Raw genomic sequence first — 24,209 nt, forward strand, 5'->3', positions numbered from 1 at the left:
AAGCGGGCCGGCTCGAACCGGAGGCTAGGGAGAACGGGCCCTAGCGGGCGAACAGCTGGAACACGGTGCCCGCGGGATCCGCGGCGGTGACGACCCGGCCATGGCCGCCCATGTCGCGTTGATCGAGTACCCGGCCACCCTGGGCCAGCACCCGGGCGCGGATGCCGTCCAGGTCGTCGCAGGCGAATACGAGTACCGCGCCGCGTGCATCGGGCGGGGCTTCCTGCGGCGCCGCCAGGGCGAAGCGGGATGCCCCCGCCTGGAACTCCGCCCAGCGGGAGCCGTCGGCGAAACGGGGAGCCAGTCCCAGCGCATCGCGGTAGAAGGCGCTCAGGGCGGCCATGTCGCGCGCGACGTGGTAGCCCATGCGTATCGAAGAAACCGTCATCGGTCTTTCCTCCAGATGGGTGTCAGGCGGCGCTGAACAGGCCGCTCTTGTAGAGCAGGGACAGATCGTCCCTGTCGGTCATGCCGACGATCTCGCCGATATAGAGCGTGTGGGTGCCGCCGTCGACGGCCTGGACCACCCTGCATTCGAACGTGGCCAGCGCATCGCGCAGCAGCGGCGCGCCGGTCTCGCCCTCGGTCCAGTCGCCGGTCTCGAAGCGCCCGCCCGGGGCGCCCGACGGCGAGGAGAAGGCGTGCGCGATGTCGGCCTGGCCATGGCTGAGGTAATTGACGCCGAAATAGCCCGCCTGTCCGATGGCGTCGTGGGCCCGGACCCGCTTGTTCACACATACGAGCAATTGCGGCGGCTCGGCGCTGACGCTGCAGACGGCGGTGGCGGTCAGGCCCCGGCGTTCGCCCCGATGGGCGGCGCTGATGACCGTGACGGGGGCGGGAACCCGCCGCATGGCCGTCTTGAAGGCTGCGGAGTCGGACATACCCATTAGGGTGTCTCCTATATTCAATATTATTGAATAATTTGATATTGTTAAATTTATCGTAGGCGGCGCGACGGCCCCCTGTCAAGAGGGGCCGGGGGGCGGCAGGTACAATCGGCGCCACGCTCGGCCCCACGCGGCGCGTATTTCCTGATCGGTCTATCGGATCCATGACACCCATGAAGGCAGGCACCGCTCCGGCACCCGGCCCAGGGCCTCGGGGCATCCAATCCCTGGAAATCGGCTATCGCATCCTGGTGGCCATCCAGATGGGCCCCGGCGCGGTGGCCTTGAAAGACATCGCGGCGCGCGCCGACATCACGGCCAGCGCGGCCCACAACTATCTCGCCAGCTTCGTGCGCGTCGGCATGGTCAAGAGCGACGGCCGCGGCCTGTACCGTCTGGGTCCCAGCCTGGCGGCGCTCGGCATGACCGCCGCCCGCGACGTCGATCACTTCGAATTGGTGCGCGAGGCCGCCGTCGCGCTGAGCGAGGAAACCGGCCTGGGCGTGGCGGTGGTCATCTGGAGCAACGGCCCGGTCATCCTGGTCAACCAGTCGGCGGTGCGCGGCCGGGTCTTCGAGCTGCGCAACGGCCCGGTCGAAATGCTGCACACGGCCGCCGGCCATGTGTTCGCGGCGCATCTTGCCGACCAGGCGGTGCTGCCCGTGCTCAAGAGGGAGTTGGAGGCGAATGGGCTGGCGCCCACGCCGCAGGAGGCCGAGGCCAGGCTCGCGGCCATGCGTGCCCCGGTACTGGAGCGGGGGTATTCGGTGGTGGAACTGCGTGCCTTGCCGACCTATCTGGCGGTCAGCGTGCCCGTGTGGAACGTGCACGGCGAGGTGGCCTATGGCCTGACGATCACGTCGCCCATGTCGCTGCTGGACACGAGCAAGGACAGTACGCAGGTCCGGGCGCTACGGGAAAAGGGCAGGGCGTTGTCGCGCCTGCTGGGCGCGCCGGCCAGTCTCTGGGCCGAATGAAGGCGTGCCGGGGGTTTGCCCCGGCACGCCTTGCGAAACAGCGGCTGTCTGCTTACAGGTTGGCGGGGTATTCGCCCGGGCCGCCGACGCGATTGGCCGCGTTGTATTCGTTGCGCTCCTGCCGGACCTGCGCGCGGTCAACCGGCTTGCTGGCTTGCTGGACGGTCTGGTCGGGGAAGCCTTCCTGGCCGTAGACGATGCCGCCGTTGGCCTTGGCCTGCGCCAGTTCTTCAAGGACCTGGGCGCGGGTCAACTGGGACGTGGTCGAGATGTCGGGGGGCGGAAAATCGTTGCCGTAGTTGTTGCCTTGGTCGGCATGGGCGGCGGCGCCGAACAGAGTCGCGGCGATCAGGGTGGTGTAGGCAATGGCTTTCATGGCATATCTCCAAAGTGTGGGGTGTCGGGCGGCTGGACGTCGTGTCAACCGCCGTGCTTTGAAGATGGGCGCGCAAGAATCCTTTTAAATACCGAAGATTTGGAAATGACTTTTCCAGTTTCACCAACAATCGGATGTTTCGAAGGCGGGTGGTCGCCGGCTAGAGCGACAGCATTTCTTCGCCCTCGCGCGGCGCCGCGGCGTCGCGGGCGCCCCCCCGTTCCTGTCCGGATGCACAGGAGATCCGGTCGCGTCCCTGCCGCTTGGCGGCGTACAGCAGGATGTCGGCGCGGGCGAAAAGTTCGTACAGCGGTTCGTCCACCCGGGACTGCGCGATGCCGAAGCTGGCCGTCACGGAAAAATCGCCGCGCGGGTTTTCCAGGCGCGTCAGCGCCAGTTGCGCGCGTATGCGCTCGGCCACCTGGACCGCCCCGGCCGCCGGGGTGCCCGGCATCAGGATCGCGAACTCGTCGCCGCCCAGCCGCCAGGCCATGTCGCCGGTGCGGGTGCAGTCGCGGATGATCCTTCCCATCTCGGCCAGCGTCGCGTCGCCCGCGGCGTGGCCATAGGTGTCGTTGATGGCCTTGAAGGTGTCCAGGTCCAGCAGCACCAGGCTGAACGGATACTCCGGGTGACGCTGCGGGCGGCCAAGGCTCAGGTCTTCGAAATTGCGGCGGTTCTTCAGTTGCGTGAGCGGGTCGGTAACGCGTTCGTGCTTGAGCGGCGCGATGATGTCGGACAGGGCGCTGGCGAACAGCGACCCGCCCAGCACCAGGACGAGGGCGGCGGGCGGAAGAGCCAGCAGCCAGGCGTTGGGCTGCACGAACTCGCCTGACTGGGGCGGGGTCGAGCCCGCGACCCAGGAAATGCCCAGGAACAGGCAGGCGCAAACGAGCGGAAGCATCCAGTACAGGACCTGGTCGGCTATGCCCCCGCGGCGCAGCGTGCCCAGCCGCATCCAGGCCAGGAGCAGCAGCGCGCCCAGGCCGACGCCCAGCGTATAGGCGAACGCGGGGACGTCGTTCTGCATGATGTGGAAGTGCAGCAGCAGGACCAGGATGGCGATGCCCAGCGCGCCCAGCGGCGATCCGTCGGCGTCGATGCCGCAGCGCGCGAGCAGGCCGCGGGCAAGCAGCAGCGCGCTGCCCACGTAGAGCACGGCGGCGGCCAGGTCGTCGCCCGTCATATCGGCGTGATCGAAGATGCGCAACAGGGTACCGGCGGCGTAGACGGCGAAGGCGGCGGCGTACAGCAGCAGATAGGCGCGCGGACGCTCGTGGGCCCACAGGCAGGCGAAGCCCAGCGCGAACAGCAGGCACATCGCGGGATTGCCGAGCGCCAGGGCCTGGCTGGCGGTAAGTGGCAGGGACGAGTCCAATTTGGCACTCCTGAACGACCCGGTCTATGAAGCCTTGCCGGGACAGGTAGCCGTATCTTAGGAAGGGACGCCCAGGAATGAAACTGCTTGTAAAGAATCGTTCACGTTTGCGCGCGCGATGCCGCCAGGGTGTTCAGCCGGCGAAACGGTAGCCGACGCCGACCTCCGTCAGCAGGTAGGCCGGCTGAGCCGGGTCGGCCTCGAGTTTCTGCCTGAGATGGCCCATGTAGATGCGCAGATAATGGTTGTTGCCGACGTAGGCCGGACCCCACACCTCGCGCAGGAGTTCTCGGTGCGTCAGGACCTTGCCGCGGTGCGCCGCCAAAGTGGCGAGCAGGCGGTATTCGCGGTTGGTCAGGTGCACGGCCTCGCCGCCGCGGGTCACGGTGCGCCGGGCGAAATCCAGGGTGACTTCGCCGAAATGGATTTCCGCCGGCTGGCCGGCTCCCCCGCGCGCGTGCCGGCGCAGCAGGACCCGCACCCGCGCCAGGAGTTCGCCCACGCCGAAGGGCTTGCTCAGATAGTCGTCGGCACCGGCGTCCAGCGCGCCGATCTTGTCGCTTTCGGCGTCGCGGGCCGACAGCACCAGTACCGGCACTTCGGTCCAGCCGCGCAGCTCGGGGATCAGCGTCATGCCGTCGGCATCGGGCAGGCCCAGGTCCAGGATGACCAGGTCGGGGTGCCGGGTTCCGGCCTCGATCAGTCCGCGCTGCACGGTCTCGGCCTCGAAGATCGCGGCGCCTTCGCCCTCCAGCGCGCTGCGAACGAAGCGGCGGATGGCCGCGTCGTCTTCGATGATCAGGATGTTGGGTCGGTAGTCGAACATGGCGTGTCCGGTTCGGGATGGATGTCCGGCGGCGTGCCCAGGGGCAGAGTGAACGCGAAACGCGCGCCGCGTCCGCCCGGCGCGGCTTCGAGCCCGATGTCGCCGCCGTGGGCGCGGATGATGGCCTGGCAGACGGCCAGGCCCAGGCCTACGCCTGGCGTGGACGATTCGCGTTCGCCGCGGGCGAACTTGTCGAAGATGCGGTCCGCGATGTCTGGCGGTACGCCGGGGCCATCGTCGGTCACCAGCGTGGCAAGCCGGTCGCCGCGGATTTCGGCGTCGATGCGCAGGGTGCTGGACTCGGGGGTGTACTTGATGGCGTTCTCGAGCAGGTTGCACAGCACGCGTTCGATCAGGACGCCGTCGCATTCCACCAATGGCAGGTCGGACAGGCGGCCCACGGCGACGCGTCGTTGGCCCAGGGCATCGCGCATGTAGGCCAGCGCCGATCCGACCAGTTCCTCGATGGACTGCCATTCGCGGTGCAGCGGCGCATCGCCGCTCTGCAGCCGGGCCATGTCGAGGATGTTGTCCACCATGGCGTGCATGCGGCGGGCCTGCACCGTCAGCCCGTGCAGCGCGTCGCGCACCCCGCGCGGCAGTTCGGGATGCTGCCGCTGCAAGGTCTCCGATGTGCCGACCAGGCTGGTCAGCGGCGTGCGCAGGTCGTGCGAGACGGCGGACAACAGCGAGTTGCGCAGTTTCTCGGACTCGACGTTCAAGAGCGCATGCTGGGCGACTTCCACATAGTGCAGGCGTTCGAGCGCGATGGCCACCAGCGTGCCGTAGGCCGCCATCTGCCGGCGGCTTTCGGCGTCGTCCAGGTCGGGGCGGCCGCCACAGGCGATCGCCAGCACGCCGCGCGTGCGCATCGAGGCCTGCAGGGGCAGGTAGTAGAAGGCGCTGGTGGACAGCGTGGCCGTGCCGGCGCCGGCGGGCTGCCCGTGGTCGTAGGCCCATTGCGCCAGAGCCGGCTCCAGCCCCGCGGAGGCATCGGCCGGGGTCGCGGACAGCAGCCGGTCGGCGGTGTCCAGGACGTACAGCACGCAGTGGGTGTCGAAGGCCGCGTGGACATACGAGGACGTGGCTTCGACGATCTGTTCCGGCTGCAGCGCCGACGACAGCTCGCGCGCGAATTCGTACAGCCCGTGCGCCTCGGCCTCGCGGCGGACCGAGGTTTCGGCCTGCAGGCGCAGCCCCGCGGTCAACTGCCCGACCACGAGCCCCGCCGCCAGCAGGACGAGGAAGGTCAGCGCATACTGGATGTCGGAGATCGCGAAGGACCACAGGGGCTGGACGAACAGGAAATCGAACAGGCCGACGCTGACCAGCGAAGCAAGGGCGGCCGGCCCGCGGCCATGGCGCAGCGCCACCCCGATCACCGCCAGCAGGAACAGCATGACGATGTTGGTCTGGTGCAGCACCGGGAAGGCCAGCGAGGACAGCGCGGCCGCGGCGCCGCAATACACCAGCGCCCAGAGATAGGCCGGCAGGTGGGAGGCGCCGCGCGGCTGTCGCTCGCCGGCCCGCGCCGTTGCCGCCGCGCGCGCCGGCGCGGGCAGGGGTGGCGCGGCGATGCGGATCACGTCGATTTCCGGGCAGGCGGCCGCCAACAGGTCGGCGAAGCTGTGGCGGTGCCAGATCCAGCCCGGCGCCAGCAGCCGCGACAGCAGGCCCGACAGCGACAGGCGCAGGCGCCGCAGGCCGCCCGGCGCGGTGCGGCCCAGCACCACCTTGGTGATGTTGTGGCGCCGCGCGTAGCGCACCACGGCCTCGACCAGATCGGTGCCGCCCAGGACCTCGGTGCGGGCGCCCAGCGACTCGGCGTGCGCCAGCACGCGCCGCAGGGTGTCGTGCCGCGAAGCCGGCTGGGGCTGGACGCGCAGGCTCTCGATGGTGACCACGTGCAGTTCGCAATCGAGTTGCTGGGCGAGGCGATGCGCGTTGCGCACCACGTGGCCGGCATCGTCGGCGGCGATACAGGCAAGGACGGCTTCCCGGGTGCGCCAGATATCCGTGATGGCCCGGTCCAGCCGGTAGGCCTGGACGTCGTCGTCCACGTGTTCCGCGGTGCGCCGCAGGGCCAGTTCGCGCAGCGCGATCAGGTTGCCCTTGCGGAAGAAATGGCCGGCGGCGTGCCGGGCCTGCTCGGGCAGGTATACCTTGCCCTGGCGCAGGCGGCGCAGCAGCTCGTCGGCCGAGGTGTCGACCAGGATGATTTCGGCGGCGCCGTCGAACACGGCGTCGGGCACGGTCTCCCGTATCCGCACGCCGGTGATGCCTCCCACCGCTTCGTTCAAGCTGTCCAGGTGCTGCACGTTCAGCGTGGTCCAGACGTCGATGCCGGCCGCGAGCAGTTCGTGCACGTCCTGCCATCGCTTGTCGTGGCGAGACCCAGGGACGTTCGAGTGAGCCAGTTCGTCCACCAGCACCAGGGCGGGCCGCCGCGCCAGCGCGCCGTCCAGGTCGAATTCCTTCAACACCCGTTCGCGGTAGCGGATCTCGGCCAGGGGCAGGGCAGGGATGCCGGCCAGCAGGGCCATCGTTTCCTTGCGCCCATGCGTCTCGACGACGCCGGCCACCACGTCCGCGCCTTGCTCCATCCGGTGGCGCGCGGCCTCCAGCATGGCGTAGGTCTTGCCGACGCCGGCCGAGGCGCCGAAATAGATGCGCAGCCGGCCGCGCGCGGCCGGCCGCCCGGCGGCATCGAGGTTCCTGAGCAGGGTATCGGGGTCGGGACGGCCGGGGGCGGCGGATGCCATGTGTGGGGTCTGGGCGCGGACGGCGGATCAGGAGCGGGGCTGCCGGTCCAGCGCAAGGTTGAGCTGGAGTACGTTTACCACGGGTTCGCCCAGTATGCCGATGAACGGCCGCTGCGTATGCGCGGCGATCAGTTTTTCCACCTCGTCCGAGGACAGCCCGCGCTCGCGTGCCACCCTCGGCGCCTGGTAGCGGGCGCCCGCCACGCTGATGTGGGGATCCAGGCCGCTGCCCGAAGCGGCAACCAGGTCCACCGGGATCGGCGCCGCGTTGCCCGGGTCGGCCCGCCGCAGCGCCAGGGCGCGCTCGCCGGCCAGGCGCGCCAGGTCGGGATTGCTCGGCCCGAGGTTGGAACCGCCGGAAGCTTGCGCGTTGTACGGGCGGTCGGCGGTGGCCGAGGGACGGCCCCAGAAATAGCGGGGCGCGGTGAACGACTGGCCGATCAGCGCCGAGCCGACCGTCGTTCCCTCCGACTGGACGAGCGATCCGTCCGCCTGGTGCGCGAAAGCCAGCCGGGCCAGGGCGGTGGTGGCCAGCGGATAGAGCAGGCCGGTAACGACGGAGAGCGCCGCGAACACGGCCAGGGCGGGGCGCAGCACGCGTTGCCGGGCGGGAGAGGAAGCAGGGGTCATGAAAGTCTCCGGGAATCGGGAGGGTCAGGCGAGTCCGGCCGCGGCCAGGATCATGTCGATCAGCTTGATGCCGGCGAAGGGCACCAGCAGGCCGCCCAGTCCATACACCAGCAGATTGCGGCGCAGCAGCGCGGCCGCGCCCAGCGGCCGGTAGCGCACGCCCTTCAAGGCCAGCGGGATCAGCACGATGATGATCAGCGCGTTGAAGATCACGGCCGACAGGATGGCCGACGACGGCGAGGCCAGGCGCATGACGTTCAGCGCGGCCAGTTGCGGGTAGACGCCGGCGAAGGCAGCGGGAATGATCGCGAAATACTTGGCCACGTCGTTGGCGATGCTGAAGGTGGTCAGCGCGCCGCGCGTCATCAGCATCTGCTTGCCGGTCTCGACCACTTCGATCAGCTTGGTCGGATCCGAGTCCAGGTCGACCATGTTGCCGGCTTCCTTGGCGGCCTGGGTGCCGGAATTCATCGCCACCGCGACGTCGGCCTGCGCCAGCGCGGGGGCGTCGTTGGTGCCGTCCCCGGTCATGGCCACCAGCCGGCCGTCGGCCTGGTAGCGGCGGATCAGCGCCAGCTTGGCTTCGGGCGTGGCCTGGGCCAGGAAGTCGTCCACGCCGGCCTCGGCGGCGATGGCCGCCGCCGTGAGCTTGTTGTCGCCGGTGATCATCACGGTCTTGATGCCCATGCGGCGCAGTTCTCCGAACCGTTCCCGCATGCCGGGCTTGACGATGTCCTTGAGTTCGACCACGCCCAGCGCCGCCCGGCCGTCGCACACCACCAGCGGCGTGCTGCCGCGCCGGCCCGCATCGTCGGCCGCGCGCGCGACGGCCTCGGGCAGCGCGGCGCCCTGTCCGGCCAGCCAGGCCTGTATCGCGTCGACCGCGCCCTTGCGTACGCGGCGGTCCGCCAGGTCCACGCCGCTCATGCGGGTATGAGCCGAGAAGGGAACGAAGACCGCGCCGGCGGCCGCCTCGGGCGCCTGGCCCAACTGGCGGGCCGCCAGCGCGGCGATGCTGCGGCCTTCGGGCGTCTCGTCGGCCTGCGAGGCCAGGCAGGCGGCGCGCGCCAGGACGTCGGCCGCCACGCCGGGCGCCGGGTGGAAGGCGCTGGCCTGGCGATTGCCGAAGGTGATGGTGCCGGTCTTGTCCAGCAGCAGCACGTCCACGTCGCCGGCCGCTTCCACGGCCCGGCCCGAGGTGGCGATCACGTTGGCGCGCATCATGCGGCTCATGCCGGCCACGCCTATCGCCGAGAGCAGGCCGCCGATGGTGGTCGGGATCAGGCAGACCAGCAGCGCGACCAGCGCGGTGATGGCGATGGCCGTTCCCTGGCCGGCGGCGGAAATGGCGAAGAACGAGAAGGGAAGCAGGGTCGCGACGACCAGCAGGAAGACCAGCGTCAGGCCCACCAGCAGGATGTTCAGGGCGATCTCGTTCGGGGTCTTCTGGCGCCGCGCGCTTTCCACCATCGCGATCATGCGGTCCAGGAAGCTTTCGCCGGGGTTGGCCGCGACCTGCACGATGATCCAGTCAGACAGCACGCGCGTGCCGCCCGTCACCGACGAGAAGTCGCCGCCGGCCTCGCGGATGACCGGCGCCGATTCGCCGGTGATGGCGCTTTCGTCCACCGAGGCGATGCCGGCGATGATCTCGCCGTCGCCCGGTATGGTGCCGCCCGCCTCGACCAGCACGACGTCGCCCTTGCGCAGGCTGCCCGACGGACGTTCCGCGACGTGGCCGCGGTAGGCCTCGGCCGTTGCCGGTGTGCCGGCCGGCACGCCGGCAACGACCCGGGCGATCACGGTGGTGCGCAGTCCGCGCAGCGCGGCCGCCTGCTGCTTGCCGCGCCCTTCGGCCAGCGCCTCGGCGAAGTTGGCGAACAGCACGGTGAACCACAGCCAGGCGGAGACGGCGAACATGAAGCCGGTGTCGGCATCGGCGTGGCCGAACAGGCCCGCGATCCACAGCAGGGTGGTCAGCATGCTGCCCGCGTACACGGTGAACATCACCGGATTGCGGACCTGGGTCGAGGGCCGCAGCTTGAGCAGGCTTTCTTTCAGGGCCGCGCCGAGCGGGATGCCCGACCGGGCGCGCGGGGCAGGTGCCGCGGCGGCGGGGTGGGGAAGGGAAGGTTCCAGATGCGTAGACATGATGATGCCCGTCCAGGCGTTCAGGGTTGCAGGTGTTCCGCCACCGGCCCCAGGGCCAGCGCGGGGATGTAGGTCAGCGCGCCCACCATCAGCACGGCGCCGATCAGCAGCGCGACGAACAGCGGCCCGGTGGTGGGCATGGTGCCCGGGCCCGCGGGGATGCGCCGCTTGGCGGCCAGCGATCCGGCCAGGGCCAGGACCGGCACGATGATCCCGAAGCGGCCGCACCACATCGCCAGCGCCAGCAGCACGTTGTAGAAGGGCGTGTTGGCGGACAGGCCGGCGAAGGCGCTGCCGTTGTTGTTGGCGGCCGAGGACAGCGCGTACAGCACTTCCGAGAAACCGTGGGCGCCCGGATTGAATATCCCCGCCTGCCCGCCGGGCAGCGACACGGCCGCCGCCGTGCCCAGCAGCACCAGCAGCGGCGTGGCCAGCAGTACGATGGCCACCATTTTCATGTCGTAGCTTTCGATCTTCTTGCCCAGGTATTCGGGCGTGCGGCCGATCATCAGGCCGGCGATGAATACGCCGGTGATGGCGAAGACCAGCATGCCGTACAGGCCGGAACCGACGCCGCCGAACACCACTTCGCCCAGCTGCATCAGCAGCAGGGGCGAGAAACCGCCCATCGCCGTCAACGAATCGTGCATCGTGTTGACCGCGCCGCAGGAGGCCGCCGTGGTGACCACCGCGAACAGGGCGCTGGCGGCGATGCCGAACCGGCTTTCCTTGCCTTCCATGTTCCCGCCGGCCGATAGCGCGGAGGGCGCGGCATCGATGCCCGGCTGCGCCAGCATGGGGTTGGCGTGTTGTTCGAAGTAGCCGGTGGCGAGCGCGAACAGCACGAACAGCACCGTCATCGCGGCCAGAATCGCCGCCCCCTGGGCGCGGCTGCCCACCAGTTCCCCGAAGGCCATGCACAGCGCGGCGGGGATCAGGAAGATCGCCAGCATCTCCAGGAAGTTGCTGGCCGCCGTGGGGTTTTCGAAGGGGTGCGCGGAATTCGCGTTGAAGAAGCCGCCGCCGTTCGTGCCCAGCAGCTTGATGGCTTCCTGCGAGGCCACCGGTCCCATGGGCAGGGTCTGCGACGCGCCCTCCAGCGTATGCACGGTCTGGTAGGCGTCGAAGTTCTGGATCACGCCCTGGCTGACCAGGAACAGCGCGAGCAGCAGCGACAAGGGCAGTAGCACGTACAGCGTCGAGCGCACCAGGTCGGCCCAGAAGTTGCCGACGGTGCCCGCGCTGTGCCGCGCCAGTCCGCGCATCAGCGCGAACAGCACGGCGATGCCGGTGGCCGCGGACACGAAGTTCTGCACGCCCAGGCCCAGCATCTGGGTCAGATAGCTCATGGTCGTCTCGCCAGCGTAGCCTTGCCAGTTCGTATTGGTGACGAAGCTCACCGCCGTGTTCAGGGCCGAGTCCGGCGCCACCGCTCCTAGCGCGGCGGGGTTCAGCGGCAGCCATCCCTGCACGCGTTGCAGCGCATACAGGGCGACCAGTCCGACCAGGTTGAAGGCCACGGCGGCCACGGCATAGGCCTTCCAGCCGCTTTCCACGGCCGGATCGATGCCGGCAAGCCGGTAGATGAGGCGCTCGGCGGGGCGGCCCCAGGCGGTCCACCGCGACGGGTTGCCATCCATGGCGAGGCGGATGTAGCGGCCCAGGACGGGCGCGATCGCCAGGAGGACCGCGAGATAAAGCGCCAGCAGCAGGAGCAGCTTGGTATCCATCAGAATTTCTCCGCCTGGAACAGGGCGACGAGCAGATAGACGAACAGGGCCGCGGCCGCCACGGCGCCGGCCAGGTGCAGCCAGGTCATGGCGTTTCTCCTTGCGACAGCGCCGCGCAGAACTGAATCAGCCCGATGGTCGCGCGCGCGATGACGACCAGGCCCAACAGGTAGATGAGATCCATTTTTTCCCGCCGATGCGGACTCCTCGATGGGCGGGGACGGCCTTTTCGTCCCCATGCCCGACGCCTGCCAGCGTAAGGAGACGGGCGTAAAAACGGGGTATAGCTTGGGCGGGCGGGTATAAAAATGGCGTAAAAATCGCCGCGGGCGGCGTCGCGTTAAGCTATCGCCCATGACCAATGCGGGGATCGCCATCCCCACGCGCCGAGGAATATCGTGTTTACCGGAATCATCCAGGGCACCGCCCAGATCGCCGCCATGAACGACCGCGAGGGCCTGCGCACCTTCACGCTCGAGTTCCCGCCGGGCTTCTGCCAGGACCTGGCCATAGGCGCCAGCGTCTCGGTGGACGGCGTCTGCCTGACGGTCACCGACATCGCCAGCCCGACCGCCGCCTCGTTCGACGTCATGCTGCAGAGCCTGAACATCACCACGCTGTCCGAATACGGCGTGGGGTCGCGCATCAACGTCGAACGCGCGGCCAAGGACGGCGCCGAGATCGGCGGCCATCCGCTGTCCGGCCACGTCGACTTCACCACCACCATCGCCGGCATCCGCAGTTCGGACACGAACCGCGTCATGCGCTTCACCATTCCCGAGGCCTTCCGCAAATACGTGTTCGCCAAGGGCTACATCGCCATCAACGGCGCCAGCCTGACCGTGGCCGAGGTCAACCGGACCGAGGGCTGGTTCGAGGTCTGGCTGATTCCCGAAACGCGGCGCATGACCACGTTCGAGGAAAAGCAGGTGGGCGACCGGCTCAACATCGAGATCGAGCGCGGCACGCAGGTGGTGGTCGATACCGTGCGCGAGACCGTGCAGGAAAGCCTGGGCAAGCTCCAGCCCCTGCTGGAAGCTGTGCTCAAAGAGCGCGGGATCGAGCTCGAGGACCTGTTCCCCGCGCCCAAATCGCTGAAGTAATCAGCCGCCAGGACCGCGCCCCCGGGTTTGCCAGGGTTGCGGTCCTTTTCGTGGCTGGTATTATTTACCTACCGTTCGGTAAGTAAATGCGATCGCTCATGCCTACCTCTGCTTCCCGCCCCGCTCCCAGGCGCCGCCAGGGCCGCCCGCCCGTGGTGGCCGACGCGCGCGAGCGCATCCTGCTGGAAGCCTCGAAGCTGTTCGCGCAAAGCGGCTACGAAAGCAGCTCCATCGGCGAACTGGCCGCCGCCATCGGTGTTTCCAAGCCGGCCATCTATCACTACTTCGCCACCAAGCAGGACATCTACGACGCCATCATCCTGCAGGCGCTGCAAGGCCTGACCGATGCCGTCGTGCCGGCGGTGAACGCCCAGCCGGACCCGCTGGACAAGCTGCGCGTCTTCATGACGGCGCACGCGGCCTACCTGGAACGCAATTACTGGAGCTTCGTCGCCATGCTGGTGGGCTTCAGCGGCATGAGCCCCAGCTACCGCGACGACGCCTCGCGGCTGCGCGACGCCTACGAACGCCTGCTGCGCCGGATCCTGGAGCAGGGCGCGCGCGAAGGGGTATTCCGGCCGGGGCAGATCGTGACTTCGGGGCGCGCCGTGCTGTCCCTGCTCAACTGGATGGCGCGCTGGTTCAAGCCCGGCCATGGCAGCACGGCCGAACAGATCGCGCTCGACTATTTCGAACTTCTATCCGCCGGCCTGTGTGTCAGGCCGGCCGCCACTTCCTAATGGGGACTGTCATGTCGTTGGATGCCGATACCTTGAAGTTGCTGATCGAGGCCACGCGCACGTTCGTGGTCGAGCGCCTGGTTCCGCTCGAGGCCGAAGTGGCCGAGACCGGCGTGATTCCTCCACAGGTGCGCGAGGAAATGCAGGCACTGGGCCTGTTCGGCCTGTCCATCGCGCCGGAGTACGGCGGGCTGGGCCTGAACATGGAAGAAGAAGTGCTGATCGCGATGGAGCTGGGCCGCACGTCGCCCGCCTTCCGTTCCCTGGCCGGCACCAACATCGGCATCGGCTCGCAGGCCATCGTGCTGGCGGGGACCACCGAGCAGCGCAACCACTACCTGCCGCGCCTGGCCAGCGGCGAACTGATCGGCTCGTTCGCGCTGACCGAACCGGACGCGGGGTCGGACGCCTTGTCGCTGCGGACCTCGGCGCGCCGCGACGGCGACCATTACGTCCTGAACGGCACCAAGCGTTTCATCACCAACGCCCCCATCGCCGGCCTGTACACCGTCATGGCCCGCACGGGCGAAGGGCGCGGGTCGGGCGCGATCTCGTGCTTCCTGGTCGAGGCCGGCACGCCCGGCATCACGCTGGGCAAACCGGACCGCAAGATGGGCCAGGCCGGCTCGCTGACCTGCGACATCGTGTTCGACGATTGCCGCGTGCCCGCCAGCGCCTTGCTGGGCGGGGAAGAGGGCAACGGCTTTCGCACCGCCATGCGCGTGCTGGACAAGGGCCGCCTGCACATCTCTGCCGTCTGCGTCGGCATGGCCGAACGGCTGATCGCCGAATCCGTGCGCTACGCCACCGAACGCCAGCAGTTCGGCCAGGCCATCGCCGACTTCCAGTTGATCCAGGCCATGATCGCCGACAGCCAGACCGAAGCCTACGCCGCCCGCACCATGGTGCTGGACGCGGCCCGCAAGCGCGACCGGGGCGAAACGACGACGCTGGAAGCCTCCTGCTGCAAGCTGTTCTCCACCGAAATGGTCGGGCGGGTGGCCGACCGCGCCGTGCAGATCCACGGCGGATCGGGCTACATTGCCGAATACGCGGTCGAACGCTTCTATCGCGACGTCCGCCTGTTCCGCCTGTACGAGGGAACCTCGCAAATACAGCAACTCGTCATCGCGCGCGAAACCATCAAGGCATACACGGCCTGAGGGCCGCCAAGGGAGGCAGGGACAAATGGCACGGATCAATAGCGTGGGGATAGTCGGCGCGGGCGCCATGGGCAGGGGCATCGCGCAGATCGCGGCCCAGGCCGGGCTGCGCGTCTACCTGTACGACACCGCCCAGGCGGCGCTCGCGTCGGCGCGCGACAGCCTGCGCGACACCTGGGACAAGCTGGTGCAGAAGGGCAAGCTGGAAGCGCCCCGGGCCGAGGCGGCGTTCCAGGCGCTCACCCTGTGCGAGGACCTGGCGCAATTGCGCGACTGCGATCTCGTGGTCGAGGCCATCGTCGAACGGCTGGACGCCAAGCAGGGGCTGTTCCGGCAACTGGAAGATATCGTCGGCGAGGCCTGCATCCTGGCCTCGAACACCTCGTCCCTGTCCATCACCGCGATCGCCGCGGCGTGCCGGCTGCCCGCGCGCGTGGCGGGCTACCATTTCTTCAACCCCGTTCCGCTGATGAAGGTGGTGGAGGTCATCGACGGCCTGCGCAGCGACCCGGAGGTGGGCGACGCGCTGGCCGAACTGGCCCGCCGCATGGGCCATACGCCCGTGCGCGCCAAGGACATGCCCGGCTTCATCGTCAACCACGCCGGCCGGGGCCTGAACACCGAAGGGCTGCGGGTACTGCAGGAAGGCGTGGCCGATTGCGCCCAGGTCGATGCCATCATGACCGGCCAGGCCGGATTCCGCATGGGGCCGTTCGAACTGATGGACCTGACCGGCCTGGACGTCTCGCATCCTGTCATGGAGTCCATCTACCGCCAGTTCTTCGACGAGCCGCGTTTCCGCCCTTCGCCGCTGACCACCGTGCGCCTGGCAGGCGGACTCCTGGGCCGCAAGACGGGCCAGGGCTTCTACGCCTATGCCGACGGCAAGAAGCAGGTCGCGCCCGAGGCGCCGCCGCCTTCGGTCGCGCCTATGCCCGAGGTCTGGGTGTCGCCGGCGCGCCCCGAGGGCTGGGCGGTGGTGGTCGAACTGCTGGAGCGCCTGGGCGCGCGGGTGCAGCAGGGCGACCGCCCCGGCGATGATGCCCTGATCGTGGTCACGCCACTGGGCGAGGATGCCACCACGGCGGCCTGCGACCAGGGCCTGGATGCCCGCCGCACGGTGGCCGTGGACGTCCTGCACGGCCTGCCGGAAGGGCGCCGCCGCACGCTCATGGCCACGCCGCTGACCGGGCAGGCGTGGCGGGACGCCGCCCTGGCCCGCTTTTCCTCCGACGGCGCGCCGGTGACGCTGGTCCAGGATTCGCCGGGTTTCGTTGCCCAGCGCATCGTCGCCACCATCGTCAACATCGCCTGCGAGATCGCCCAGCAGGGTATCGCCACGCCCGAGGACATCGACCGCGCCGTCACGCTGGGCCTGGGCTATCCCAAGGGGCCGCTGGCCATGGGCGACGCGCTGGGCGCCGCCCGTATCGTCGAGATCCTGCGCAACATCGTGCGCGTGACCGGAGACATGCGTTACCGGCCCAGCCTGTGGCTGCAACGCCGGGCCCAACTGGGGATGTCGCTGCTCGACCGCTAGGGCCGAGGCGAGGTCACGAAAGAGATCGGCGGGGACGGCGCCATATCTTCTAAAATGCGGCGCTGTTTGATGGAGGATGTAATGGGACTCTTCATGGACCCCCGCCGGCAGCCCGAGGACACGCGCAGCAGCTATGCCCGCCGCCGCGCGCCGTGGCTGGTGCTGGTGGCGATCGGCTGCAGCGCCTACGTGCTGTCCAGGGGCTACCCCAGCTATACCGGCTGGCTGGCGATGATGGTGACCTGGGTGGCGGCCGTGCTGGCCATTACCACCGCCGACTGGAGCGACTTGCGCAGGAAATGAGACACCTTTGACTGTCGCCAGCAAACATCCCCTGGCGGCCGAGCTGGTCGCGGTGCTGGTCGCCGCCACCGACGCCGAGCCGCTGGTCCTGACCACGCACGATGGACGCATGCTGCCGTCCGGCCCCTTCGAGTCCGGCCACCGCTCGCTGCAGGCCGGGCTGCGCGCCTGGGTGGAAGAGCAGACGCACCACCCGCTGGGCTACGTCGAGCAGCTATATACCTTCGCCGACCGCGACCGCACTGAACAGAACACCGAGCAGCGCGTCATTTCCATCAGCTACCTGGCCCTGACGCGGCAAGGGCCGGTTTCCGGCGCCGATGCCGCCTGGCATGGCTGGTATCGCTATTTCCCATGGGAAGACCGGCGCGCGCCGTCGGCCGAACTGGGGGAATTGATCGACGGCGCGCTGCGCGAATGGTGCCGCGCGGGCGCCGATACCGCCCAGCGCCGGACCCGGCAGCAGCGGGCCGAGGTCTGCTTCGGCCTGGACGGCCGTACCTGGAACGAGGAACTGGTCCTGCAGCGCTACGAACTCCTGTTCGAGGCGGGATTGGTGCACGAAGCCATCCGCCGCGCCGGCCGCACCGGGCTGCCGCACCTGGGCCAGCCCATGCGGCACGACCACCGCCGCATCCTGGCCACGGGCATCGCGCGCCTGCGGGCCAAGATCAAATACCGCCCCGTGGTGTTCGAGCTGATGCCGCCGGCCTTCACCTTGCTGCAATTGCAGCAGGCGGTCGAGGCGCTGGCCGGGCGGTCGCTGCACAAGCAGAACTTCCGCCGCTTCATCGAACAGCAGCAACTGGTCGAGGAAACCGGCGCGCTGTCCACCGAGACGCCGGGGCGCCCGGCCAAGCTCTTCCGCTTCCGCGGCGACGTGATGCTGGAGCGCGCCCTGAGCGGCAGCAAGCTCCCGCTGGTTCGCGGCAACTAGGGCCTGTGCGAGCCTCCTTTTGGCGAGAACAGGCCCGAAGCCACGGGAACGTATTTTTCAGGTTTCCACGTATTGACAGCCCTTATGCTCATACTTAGCATAAAGAGGACGGCTAGAGCCGCGATTTTTTTCAACGGAAAATACTCATAATGAGCATAAATAATCTCAGCGCCCATGCCGGGGGTGCCCAGGAGGCCTGGGACATCGCGCCGCTGCCCTCGGTCATGATCGAGCCCCTGGTTCGCGCCACCCTGTTGGAAGACCTGGGCCGCGCGGGCGACGTGACCACCAACGCCATCGTGCCCGCAGGCCATCGCGGCCGCACCGCCATGGTGGCGCGCCAGCCCGGCGTGGTCGCCGGCATGGACGTGGCGCGCGTGGCGTTCGGCCTGATCGATCCGGACATCCGCGTCGATGTGCGCAAGCCCGACGGCAGCCGCATCCGGCCGGGAGACGTCATCGCGGTGGTGGAGGGCAATTCGCGCGCCATGCTGACGGCCGAACGCACCGCGCTCAATTTCCTGTGCCATATGAGCGGCATCGCGTCGGCGACGGCCTCCGTGGTCGATGCCATCGGCGATGCGCGGTCGCGCGTGGTATGCACCCGCAAGACCATGCCGGGGATGCGCATCGTGCAGAAATACGCGGTCCGGGTGGGCGGCGGCTCCAACCACCGCTTCGGCCTGGACGACGCGGTGCTGATCAAGGACAACCACGTGGCGATCGCCGGCAGCGTCGCCGAAGCGGTTCGGCGCGCGCGTGCCGGCGTGGGGCACCTGGTGAAGATAGAGCTGGAGGTCGATACGCTGGAGCAACTGGACGAGGCGCTGGAGCTGAGGGTGGACGCCATCCTGCTGGACAACATGAGCGTCGAGACGATGACCGAGGCGGTGCGCCGCGTGGACGGCCGCGCGGTGACCGAGGCCTCGGGGCGCATCACGCCCCAGACCGCTCCGGCCGTGGCCCGTACCGGCGTGGACCTGATCTCCATCGGTTGGCTGACGCACAGCGTGGGCGTGCTGGACATCGGGCTCGATCACACGCCGGCATAGTTGCTATATATAGGGAAGGGAGCCACAGGGGCGGCTTTCTTCTCTTTTCCTGGTGGCGAGTTGCACACGCCAGAAAAACCGTGCTATAGTCTCTTTCTCGACGCAAACAACGCAACGCAGCGACTAAAAAGCGCGGCGCAGCGGGGGAGGCGAAGAGTGAGGAAGGCAGTTTCAGCAGCGGTTACGCATAAGCGGGCGCAGCGAAGCAGCCGACCAAAAGAAGGGGCCTTGCGGCAGGGTGGTAGCGCAGCAAGGGTCTGACGAATCGAAATTAGCAGCGCTAACGACGATTTGACAGACGTAAAAAACTTCTTCATAATCTCGTTTCTCTGCTGATGACGCAGCGCTAGCAAAACAGCGCAGCGAACGGCAAGGAAGCGAAGCAGTAAAGGCAGTACCGCTCTTTAACAAATAAACAGCCGATAAGTGTGGGCACTTGGTTGGGTGCGAGACGGTTGGGTCGGGTAACCGGTTCAGTCGATCGACGCAAAAGAAATCAAGTGCTCATATAAAGAAGTTTGTAGGTAAATCATTTATCTGCAATTTCTTTGAGTACGCAAGCGATCGTGCCATGGGTTTCGACCCATAGTACGAACAAATCTAGAGATTAAACTGAAGAGTTTGATCCTGGCTCAGATTGAACGCTAGCGGCATGCCTTACACATGCAAGTCGAACGGCAGCGCGGACTTCGGTCTGGCGGCGAGTGGCGAACGGGTGAGTAATGCATCGGAACGTGCCCAGTAGCGGGGGATAACTACGCGAAAGCGTAGCTAATACCGCATACGCCCTACGGGGGAAAGGGGGGGATCGCAAGACCTCTCACTATTGGAGCGGCCGATGTCGGATTAGCTAGTTGGTGGGGTAAAGGCCTACCAAGGCAACGATCCGTAGCTGGTTTGAGAGGACGACCAGCCACACTGGGACTGAGACACGGCCCAGACTCCTACGGGAGGCAGCAGTGGGGAATTTTGGACAATGGGGGCAACCCTGATCCAGCCATGCCGCGTGTGCGAAGAAGGCCTTCGGGTTGTAAAGCACTTTTGGCAGGAAAGAAACGGCGCCGGATAATACCTGGCGTAACTGACGGTACCTGCAGAATAAGCACCGGCTAACTACGTGCCAGCAGCCGCGGTAATACGTAGGGTGCAAGCGTTAATCGGAATTACTGGGCGTAAAGCGTGCGCAGGCGGTTCGGAAAGAAAGATGTGAAATCCCAGGGCTCAACCTTGGAACTGCATTTTTAACTCCCGAACTAGAGTGTGTCAGAGGGGGGTGGAATTCCACGTGTAGCAGTGAAATGCGTAGATATGTGGAGGAACACCGATGGCGAAGGCAGCCCCCTGGGATAACACTGACGCTCATGCACGAAAGCGTGGGGAGCAAACAGGATTAGATACCCTGGTAGTCCACGCCCTAAACGATGTCAACTAGCTGTTGGGTTCTTCGGAGCTTGGTAGCGCAGCTAACGCGTGAAGTTGACCGCCTGGGGAGTACGGTCGCAAGATTAAAACTCAAAGGAATTGACGGGGACCCGCACAAGCGGTGGATGATGTGGATTAATTCGATGCAACGCGAAAAACCTTACCTACCCTTGACATGTCTGGAATCCTGAAGAGATTTAGGAGTGCTCGAAAGAGAACCGGAACACAGGTGCTGCATGGCCGTCGTCAGCTCGTGTCGTGAGATGTTGGGTTAAGTCCCGCAACGAGCGCAACCCTTGTCATTAGTTGCTACGAAAGGGCACTCTAATGAGACTGCCGGTGACAAACCGGAGGAAGGTGGGGATGACGTCAGGTCCTCATGGCCCTTATGGGTAGGGCTTCACACGTCATACAATGGTCGGGACAGAGGGCAGCCAACCCGCGAGGGGGAGCCAATCCCAGAAACCCGATCGTAGTCCGGATTGCAGTCTGCAACTCGACTGCATGAAGTCGGAATCGCTAGTAATCGCGGATCAGCATGTCGCGGTGAATACGTTCCCGGGTCTTGTACACACCGCCCGTCACACCATGGGAGTGGGTTCTACCAGAAGTAGGTAGCCTAACCGTAAGGAGGGCGCTTACCACGGTAGGGTTCATGACTGGGGTGAAGTCGTAACAAGGTAGCCGTATCGGAAGGTGCGGCTGGATCACCTCCTTTCAGCGCGTAAAGTGCTTGATCAAGTGTCCACTCTTATCGGTTGTTCATTAAGCTGGATCGGTGAGGAAAAGGGGCAAGCGTGTTGATGCTTGACGTTCCTTGGCCTGGGATGCAGATCCGAAGAATATGGGTCTGTAGCTCAGTCGGTTAGAGCACCGTCTTGATAAGGCGGGGGTCGTTGGTTCGAATCCAACCAGACCCACCAGTTAGCAGAAGCGGAAGTTTCTGTGGGGGTTTAGCTCAGCTGGGAGAGCACCTGCTTTGCAAGCAGGGGGTCGTCGGTTCGATCCCGTCAACCTCCACCATTTTCGGTGGGAATTCCTCGGATCACCAGAACTTAGGTTTAAGCGCAGCGTGCTGCGCTTAAAGCTGGGCTTTGGCTCGGTGTAGTACGATTTGGCTGTTCTTTAACAATTTGGAAGAAGCAACAACAGTAATGTTGTTCGACACGCTGGTTAAGAGCCAGTGGAGTTATTGTCGGACAACGGGTTGTGATTGCATATATCAGTTCCAGAATGCTCATGTTCTGGAACGGCACAAACGCTAGAGTAAACCAGCCTATAGCCGCTACGGTTATAGGATCAAGCGACTAAGTGCATGTGGTGGATGCCTTGGCGATCACAGGCGATGAAGGACGTAGTAGCCTGCGATAAGCTGCGGGGAGCTGGCAAACAAGCTTTGATCCGCAGATTTCCGAATGGGGAAACCCACCGCTTCGGCGGTATCGTTAACTGAATACATAGGTTAACGAGGCGAACCGGGTGAACTGAAACATCTCAGTAACTCGAGGAAAAGAAATCAACCGAGATTCCGAAAGTAGCGGCGAGCGAAATCGGATCAGCCTGTACGAGTTAGCTTCGGTGATAGAAGAACGGATTGGAAACTCCGGCCATAGCAGGTGATAGCCCTGTATTCGAAATCACTGAGGTGGGACTAGGCGTACGATAAGTAGGGCGGGACACGTGTAATCCTGTCTGAAGATGGGGGGACCATCCTCCAAGGCTAAATACTCGTGATCGACCGATAGTGAACCAGTACCGTGAGGGAAAGGCGAAAAGAACCCCGGAAGGGGAGTGAAATAGATCCTGAAACCGCATGCATACAAACAGTCGGAGCCTCCTTGTGGGGTGACGGCGTACCTTTTGTATAATGGGTCAGCGACTTACATTCAGTGGCAAGCTTAACCGAATAGGGGAGGCGTAGCGAAAGCGAGTCCGAATAGGGCGTTCAGTCGCTGGGTGTAGACCCGAAACCAGACGATCTATCCATGGCCAGGTTGAAGGCACGGTAACACGTGCTGGAGGACCGAACCCACTAGTGTTGAAAAACTAGGGGATGAGCTGTGGATAGGGGTGAAAGGCTAAACAAGTCTGGAAATAGCTGGTTCTCCCCGAAAACTATTTAGGTAGTGCCTCAAGTATTACTCCAGGGGGTAGAGCACTGTTATGGCTAGGGGGTCATGGCGACTTACCAAACCATTGCAAACTCCGAATACCTGGAAGTACAGCTTGGGAGACAGAGCACCGGGTGCTAACGTCCGGACTCAAGAGGGAAACAACCCAGACCGCCAGCTAAGGTCCCCAAATATCGCTAAGTGGGAAACGAAGTGGGAAGGCATAGACAGTCAGGAAGTTGGCTTAGAAGCAGCCATCCTTTAAAGAAAGCGTAATAGCTCACTGATCGAGTCGTCCTGCGCGGAAGATGTAACGGGGCTAAGCGATATACCGAAGCTGCGGATGCACAGTTTACTGTGCGTGGTAGGGGAGCGTTCTGTAAGCCTGCGAAGGTGGCTTGTAAAGGCTGCTGGAGGTATCAGAAGTGCGAATGCTGACATGAGTAGCGATAAAGAGGGTGAAAGGCCCTCTCGCCGTAAGTCCAAGGTTTCCTACGCAACGTTCATCGGCGTAGGGTGAGTCGGCCCCTAAGGCGAGGCAGAGATGCGTAGCTGATGGGAAGCTGGTTAATATTCCAGCACCGTCGTTTAATGCGATGGGGGGACGGATCGCGGAATGTCATCGGGGTGTTGGAAGTCCCCGTTGCTGCATCGAAGAAGGCACTTAGGCAAATCCGGGTGCGTAATTCAAGGGTGTGGCACGAGCGAACTTGTTCGCGAAGTGATTGGAAGTGGTCCCAGGAAAAGCCTCTAAGCTTCAGTTAAACGAGACCGTACCGCAAACCGACACAGGTGGACGGGATGAATATTCTAAGGCGCTTGAGAGAACTCAGGAGAAGGAACTCGGCAAATTGATACCGTAACTTCGGGAGAAGGTATGCCCTGGTAGCGTGAAGCGCCTGCGCGCTGAGCGTGAAAGGGTCGCAGAGAATCGGTGGCTGCGACTGTTTAATAAAAACACAGCACTCTGCAAACACGAAAGTGGACGTATAGGGTGTGACGCCTGCCCGGTGCCGGAAGGTTAAGTGATGGGGTGCAAGCTCTTGATCGAAGCCCCGGTAAACGGCGGCCGTAACTATAACGGTCCTAAGGTAGCGAAATTCCTTGTCGGGTAAGTTCCGACCTGCACGAATGGCGTAACGATGGCCACACTGTCTCCTCCTGAGACTCAGCGAAGTTGAAATGTTTGTGATGATGCAATCTACCCGCGGCTAGACGGAAAGACCCCATGAACCTTTACTGTAGCTTTGCATTGGACTGTGAACCGGTCTGTGTAGGATAGGTGGGAGGCGTTGAAACCGAGTCGCTAGATTCGGTGGAGCCAACCTTGAAATACCACCCTGATTTGTTTGCGGTTCTAACCTTGGCCCGTTATCCGGGTCGGGGACAGTGCATGGTGGGCAGTTTGACTGGGGCGGTCTCCTCCTAAAGGGTAACGGAGGAGTTCGAAGGTACGCTAGGTACGGTCGGAAATCGTGCTGATAGTGCAATGGCATAAGCGTGCTTAACTGTGAGACTGACAAGTCGAACAGGTGCGAAAGCAGGACATAGTGATCCGGTGGTTCTGTATGGAAGGGCCATCGCTCAACGGATAAAAGGTACTCTGGGGATAACAGGCTGATACCGCCCAAGAGTTCATATCGACGGCGGTGTTTGGCACCTCGATGTCGGCTCATCTCATCCTGGGGCTGTAGCCGGTCCCAAGGGTATGGCTGTTCGCCATTTAAAGAGGTACGTGAGCTGGGTTTAAAACGTCGTGAGACAGTTTGGTCCCTATCTGCCGTGGGCGCTGGAGATTTGACGGAGCCTGTTCCTAGTACGAGAGGACCGGAATGGACGTACCGCTGGTGTACCGGTTGTCATGCCAATGGCATTGCCGGGTAGCTATGTACGGAAGAGATAACCGCTGAAGGCATCTAAGCGGGAAACTCGTCTGAAGATAAGATCTCCCGGGGGCTTGACCCCCCTGAAGGGCCGTTCGAGACCAGGACGTTGATAGGTCGGGTGTGGAAGCGCAGTAATGCGTTGAGCTAACCGATACTAATTGCCCGTGCGGCTTGATCCTATAACCCTGGCGGTTGTAGCGTGTGCCGCAGTCACACACCAGGTAGCCTCGCT

18 protein-coding genes, 2 tRNA genes and 2 rRNA genes are annotated in these 24,209 nt (G+C 65.2%); 12 read left to right on the plus strand and 10 right to left on the minus strand.

Going from position 1 to position 24,209, the window contains the following annotated elements; translation table 11 throughout:
* Nucleotides 1-40: 40 nt before the first annotated feature.
* Entirely contained in the window at nucleotides 41-388 is a 348-nt protein-coding gene (locus EGT29_RS08210; RefSeq protein ID WP_124688560.1) for a VOC family protein, read from the minus strand.
* Nucleotides 389-410: 22 nt separating this feature from the next.
* Nucleotides 411-884 carry a flavin reductase family protein gene (locus tag EGT29_RS08215; RefSeq protein WP_161567743.1) on the minus strand — a complete coding sequence of 158 codons (474 nt, stop codon included), beginning with the start codon at nucleotides 882-884 and terminating at the stop codon, nucleotides 411-413.
* Between the two features lie 179 nt (nucleotides 885-1,063).
* On the opposite strand from EGT29_RS08215, the gene EGT29_RS08220 reads away from it, so the two are divergent.
* Nucleotides 1,064-1,867, plus strand: a complete 804-nt coding sequence (locus EGT29_RS08220) for an IclR family transcriptional regulator (protein ID WP_161567744.1) — start codon at nucleotides 1,064-1,066, stop codon at nucleotides 1,865-1,867.
* A gap of 52 nt (nucleotides 1,868-1,919) precedes the next feature.
* Here the strand turns inward: EGT29_RS08220 and EGT29_RS08225 are convergent, their stop codons facing one another.
* From EGT29_RS08225 to kdpF, 8 genes are all read right to left on the minus strand, one after another.
* Nucleotides 1,920-2,243, minus strand: coding sequence for a DUF4148 domain-containing protein (locus EGT29_RS08225; protein WP_124688563.1), 324 nt, complete (start codon nucleotides 2,241-2,243; stop codon nucleotides 1,920-1,922).
* Between the two features lie 160 nt (nucleotides 2,244-2,403).
* Nucleotides 2,404-3,621, minus strand: coding sequence for a GGDEF domain-containing protein (locus EGT29_RS08230; protein ID WP_124688564.1), 1,218 nt, complete (start codon nucleotides 3,619-3,621; stop codon nucleotides 2,404-2,406).
* A gap of 133 nt (nucleotides 3,622-3,754) precedes the next feature.
* Nucleotides 3,755-4,447 carry a two-component system response regulator KdpE gene (gene kdpE / locus EGT29_RS08235; RefSeq protein ID WP_124688565.1) on the minus strand — a complete coding sequence of 231 codons (693 nt, stop codon included), beginning with the start codon at nucleotides 4,445-4,447 and terminating at the stop codon, nucleotides 3,755-3,757.
* On the minus strand, nucleotides 4,420-7,209 hold the full coding sequence (locus EGT29_RS08240) for a sensor histidine kinase KdpD (protein ID WP_124688566.1): 2,790 nt from the start codon (nucleotides 7,207-7,209) through the stop codon (nucleotides 4,420-4,422). The genes kdpE and EGT29_RS08240 overlap by 28 nt, the downstream gene beginning before the upstream one ends.
* Before the next feature lie 27 nt (nucleotides 7,210-7,236).
* Nucleotides 7,237-7,839, minus strand: coding sequence for a potassium-transporting ATPase subunit KdpC (kdpC, locus tag EGT29_RS08245; RefSeq protein ID WP_124688567.1), 603 nt, complete (start codon nucleotides 7,837-7,839; stop codon nucleotides 7,237-7,239).
* A gap of 24 nt (nucleotides 7,840-7,863) precedes the next feature.
* The gene (kdpB, locus tag EGT29_RS08250; protein ID WP_124688568.1) at nucleotides 7,864-9,990 is read right to left on the minus strand and encodes a potassium-transporting ATPase subunit KdpB; all 2,127 of its coding nucleotides are present in this window, start codon (nucleotides 9,988-9,990) and stop codon (nucleotides 7,864-7,866) included.
* Between the two features lie 20 nt (nucleotides 9,991-10,010).
* Nucleotides 10,011-11,720 carry a potassium-transporting ATPase subunit KdpA gene (gene kdpA, locus EGT29_RS08255; RefSeq protein WP_124688569.1) on the minus strand — a complete coding sequence of 570 codons (1,710 nt, stop codon included), beginning with the start codon at nucleotides 11,718-11,720 and terminating at the stop codon, nucleotides 10,011-10,013.
* Entirely contained in the window at nucleotides 11,720-11,809 is a 90-nt protein-coding gene (kdpF, locus tag EGT29_RS08260) for a K(+)-transporting ATPase subunit F (protein ID WP_124688570.1), read from the minus strand. Before kdpF ends, kdpA begins: the two co-directional genes overlap by 1 nt.
* 309 nt (nucleotides 11,810-12,118) lie before the next feature.
* Here kdpF and EGT29_RS08265 point away from each other — a divergent pair, with 309 nt between their 5' ends.
* The 11 genes from EGT29_RS08265 (at nucleotide 12,119) to EGT29_RS08315 (ending at nucleotide 24,156) form a co-directional block, all read left to right on the plus strand.
* On the plus strand, nucleotides 12,119-12,823 hold the full coding sequence (locus EGT29_RS08265) for a riboflavin synthase subunit alpha (RefSeq protein WP_124688571.1): 705 nt from the start codon (nucleotides 12,119-12,121) through the stop codon (nucleotides 12,821-12,823).
* 98 nt (nucleotides 12,824-12,921) lie between these two features.
* Entirely contained in the window at nucleotides 12,922-13,563 is a 642-nt protein-coding gene (locus tag EGT29_RS08270; protein WP_124688572.1) for a TetR/AcrR family transcriptional regulator, read from the plus strand.
* Between the two features lie 11 nt (nucleotides 13,564-13,574).
* Complete coding sequence (locus tag EGT29_RS08275) at nucleotides 13,575-14,726, plus strand: acyl-CoA dehydrogenase family protein (protein WP_124688573.1); 1,152 nt, start codon at nucleotides 13,575-13,577, stop codon at nucleotides 14,724-14,726.
* 25 nt (nucleotides 14,727-14,751) lie between these two features.
* Nucleotides 14,752-16,266 (plus strand): 3-hydroxyacyl-CoA dehydrogenase, encoded by a 1,515-nt coding sequence (locus EGT29_RS08280; RefSeq protein ID WP_124688574.1) that lies wholly within the window; start codon nucleotides 14,752-14,754, stop codon nucleotides 16,264-16,266.
* Between the two features lie 81 nt (nucleotides 16,267-16,347).
* Nucleotides 16,348-16,569: a hypothetical protein gene (locus tag EGT29_RS08285; RefSeq protein WP_087836870.1), complete on the plus strand. Its 222-nt coding sequence runs from the start codon at nucleotides 16,348-16,350 to the stop codon at nucleotides 16,567-16,569.
* A 7-nt stretch (nucleotides 16,570-16,576) separates the two neighbouring features.
* The gene (locus tag EGT29_RS08290; RefSeq protein WP_124688575.1) at nucleotides 16,577-17,506 is read left to right on the plus strand and encodes a hypothetical protein; all 930 of its coding nucleotides are present in this window, start codon (nucleotides 16,577-16,579) and stop codon (nucleotides 17,504-17,506) included.
* Nucleotides 17,507-17,655: 149 nt separating this feature from the next.
* A complete protein-coding gene (nadC, locus tag EGT29_RS08295; protein ID WP_124688576.1) occupies nucleotides 17,656-18,558 on the plus strand; it encodes a carboxylating nicotinate-nucleotide diphosphorylase in 903 nt (300 codons plus the stop codon).
* A gap of 609 nt (nucleotides 18,559-19,167) precedes the next feature.
* Nucleotides 19,168-20,698, plus strand: a 16S ribosomal RNA gene (locus tag EGT29_RS08300).
* Nucleotides 20,699-20,826: 128 nt separating this feature from the next.
* Nucleotides 20,827-20,903, plus strand: a tRNA-Ile gene (locus tag EGT29_RS08305).
* 24 nt (nucleotides 20,904-20,927) lie between these two features.
* Nucleotides 20,928-21,003 (plus strand) — tRNA-Ala (locus EGT29_RS08310).
* Nucleotides 21,004-21,277: 274 nt separating this feature from the next.
* A 23S ribosomal RNA gene (locus EGT29_RS08315) occupies nucleotides 21,278-24,156 on the plus strand.
* The 16S and 23S rRNA genes sit together here with 2 tRNA genes alongside, the layout of an rRNA operon.
* Nucleotides 24,157-24,209: the final 53 nt, after the last annotated feature.

The organism is Pigmentiphaga sp. H8 (assembly GCF_003854895.1).
Taxonomy (GTDB): domain Bacteria; phylum Pseudomonadota; class Gammaproteobacteria; order Burkholderiales; family Burkholderiaceae_B; genus Pigmentiphaga.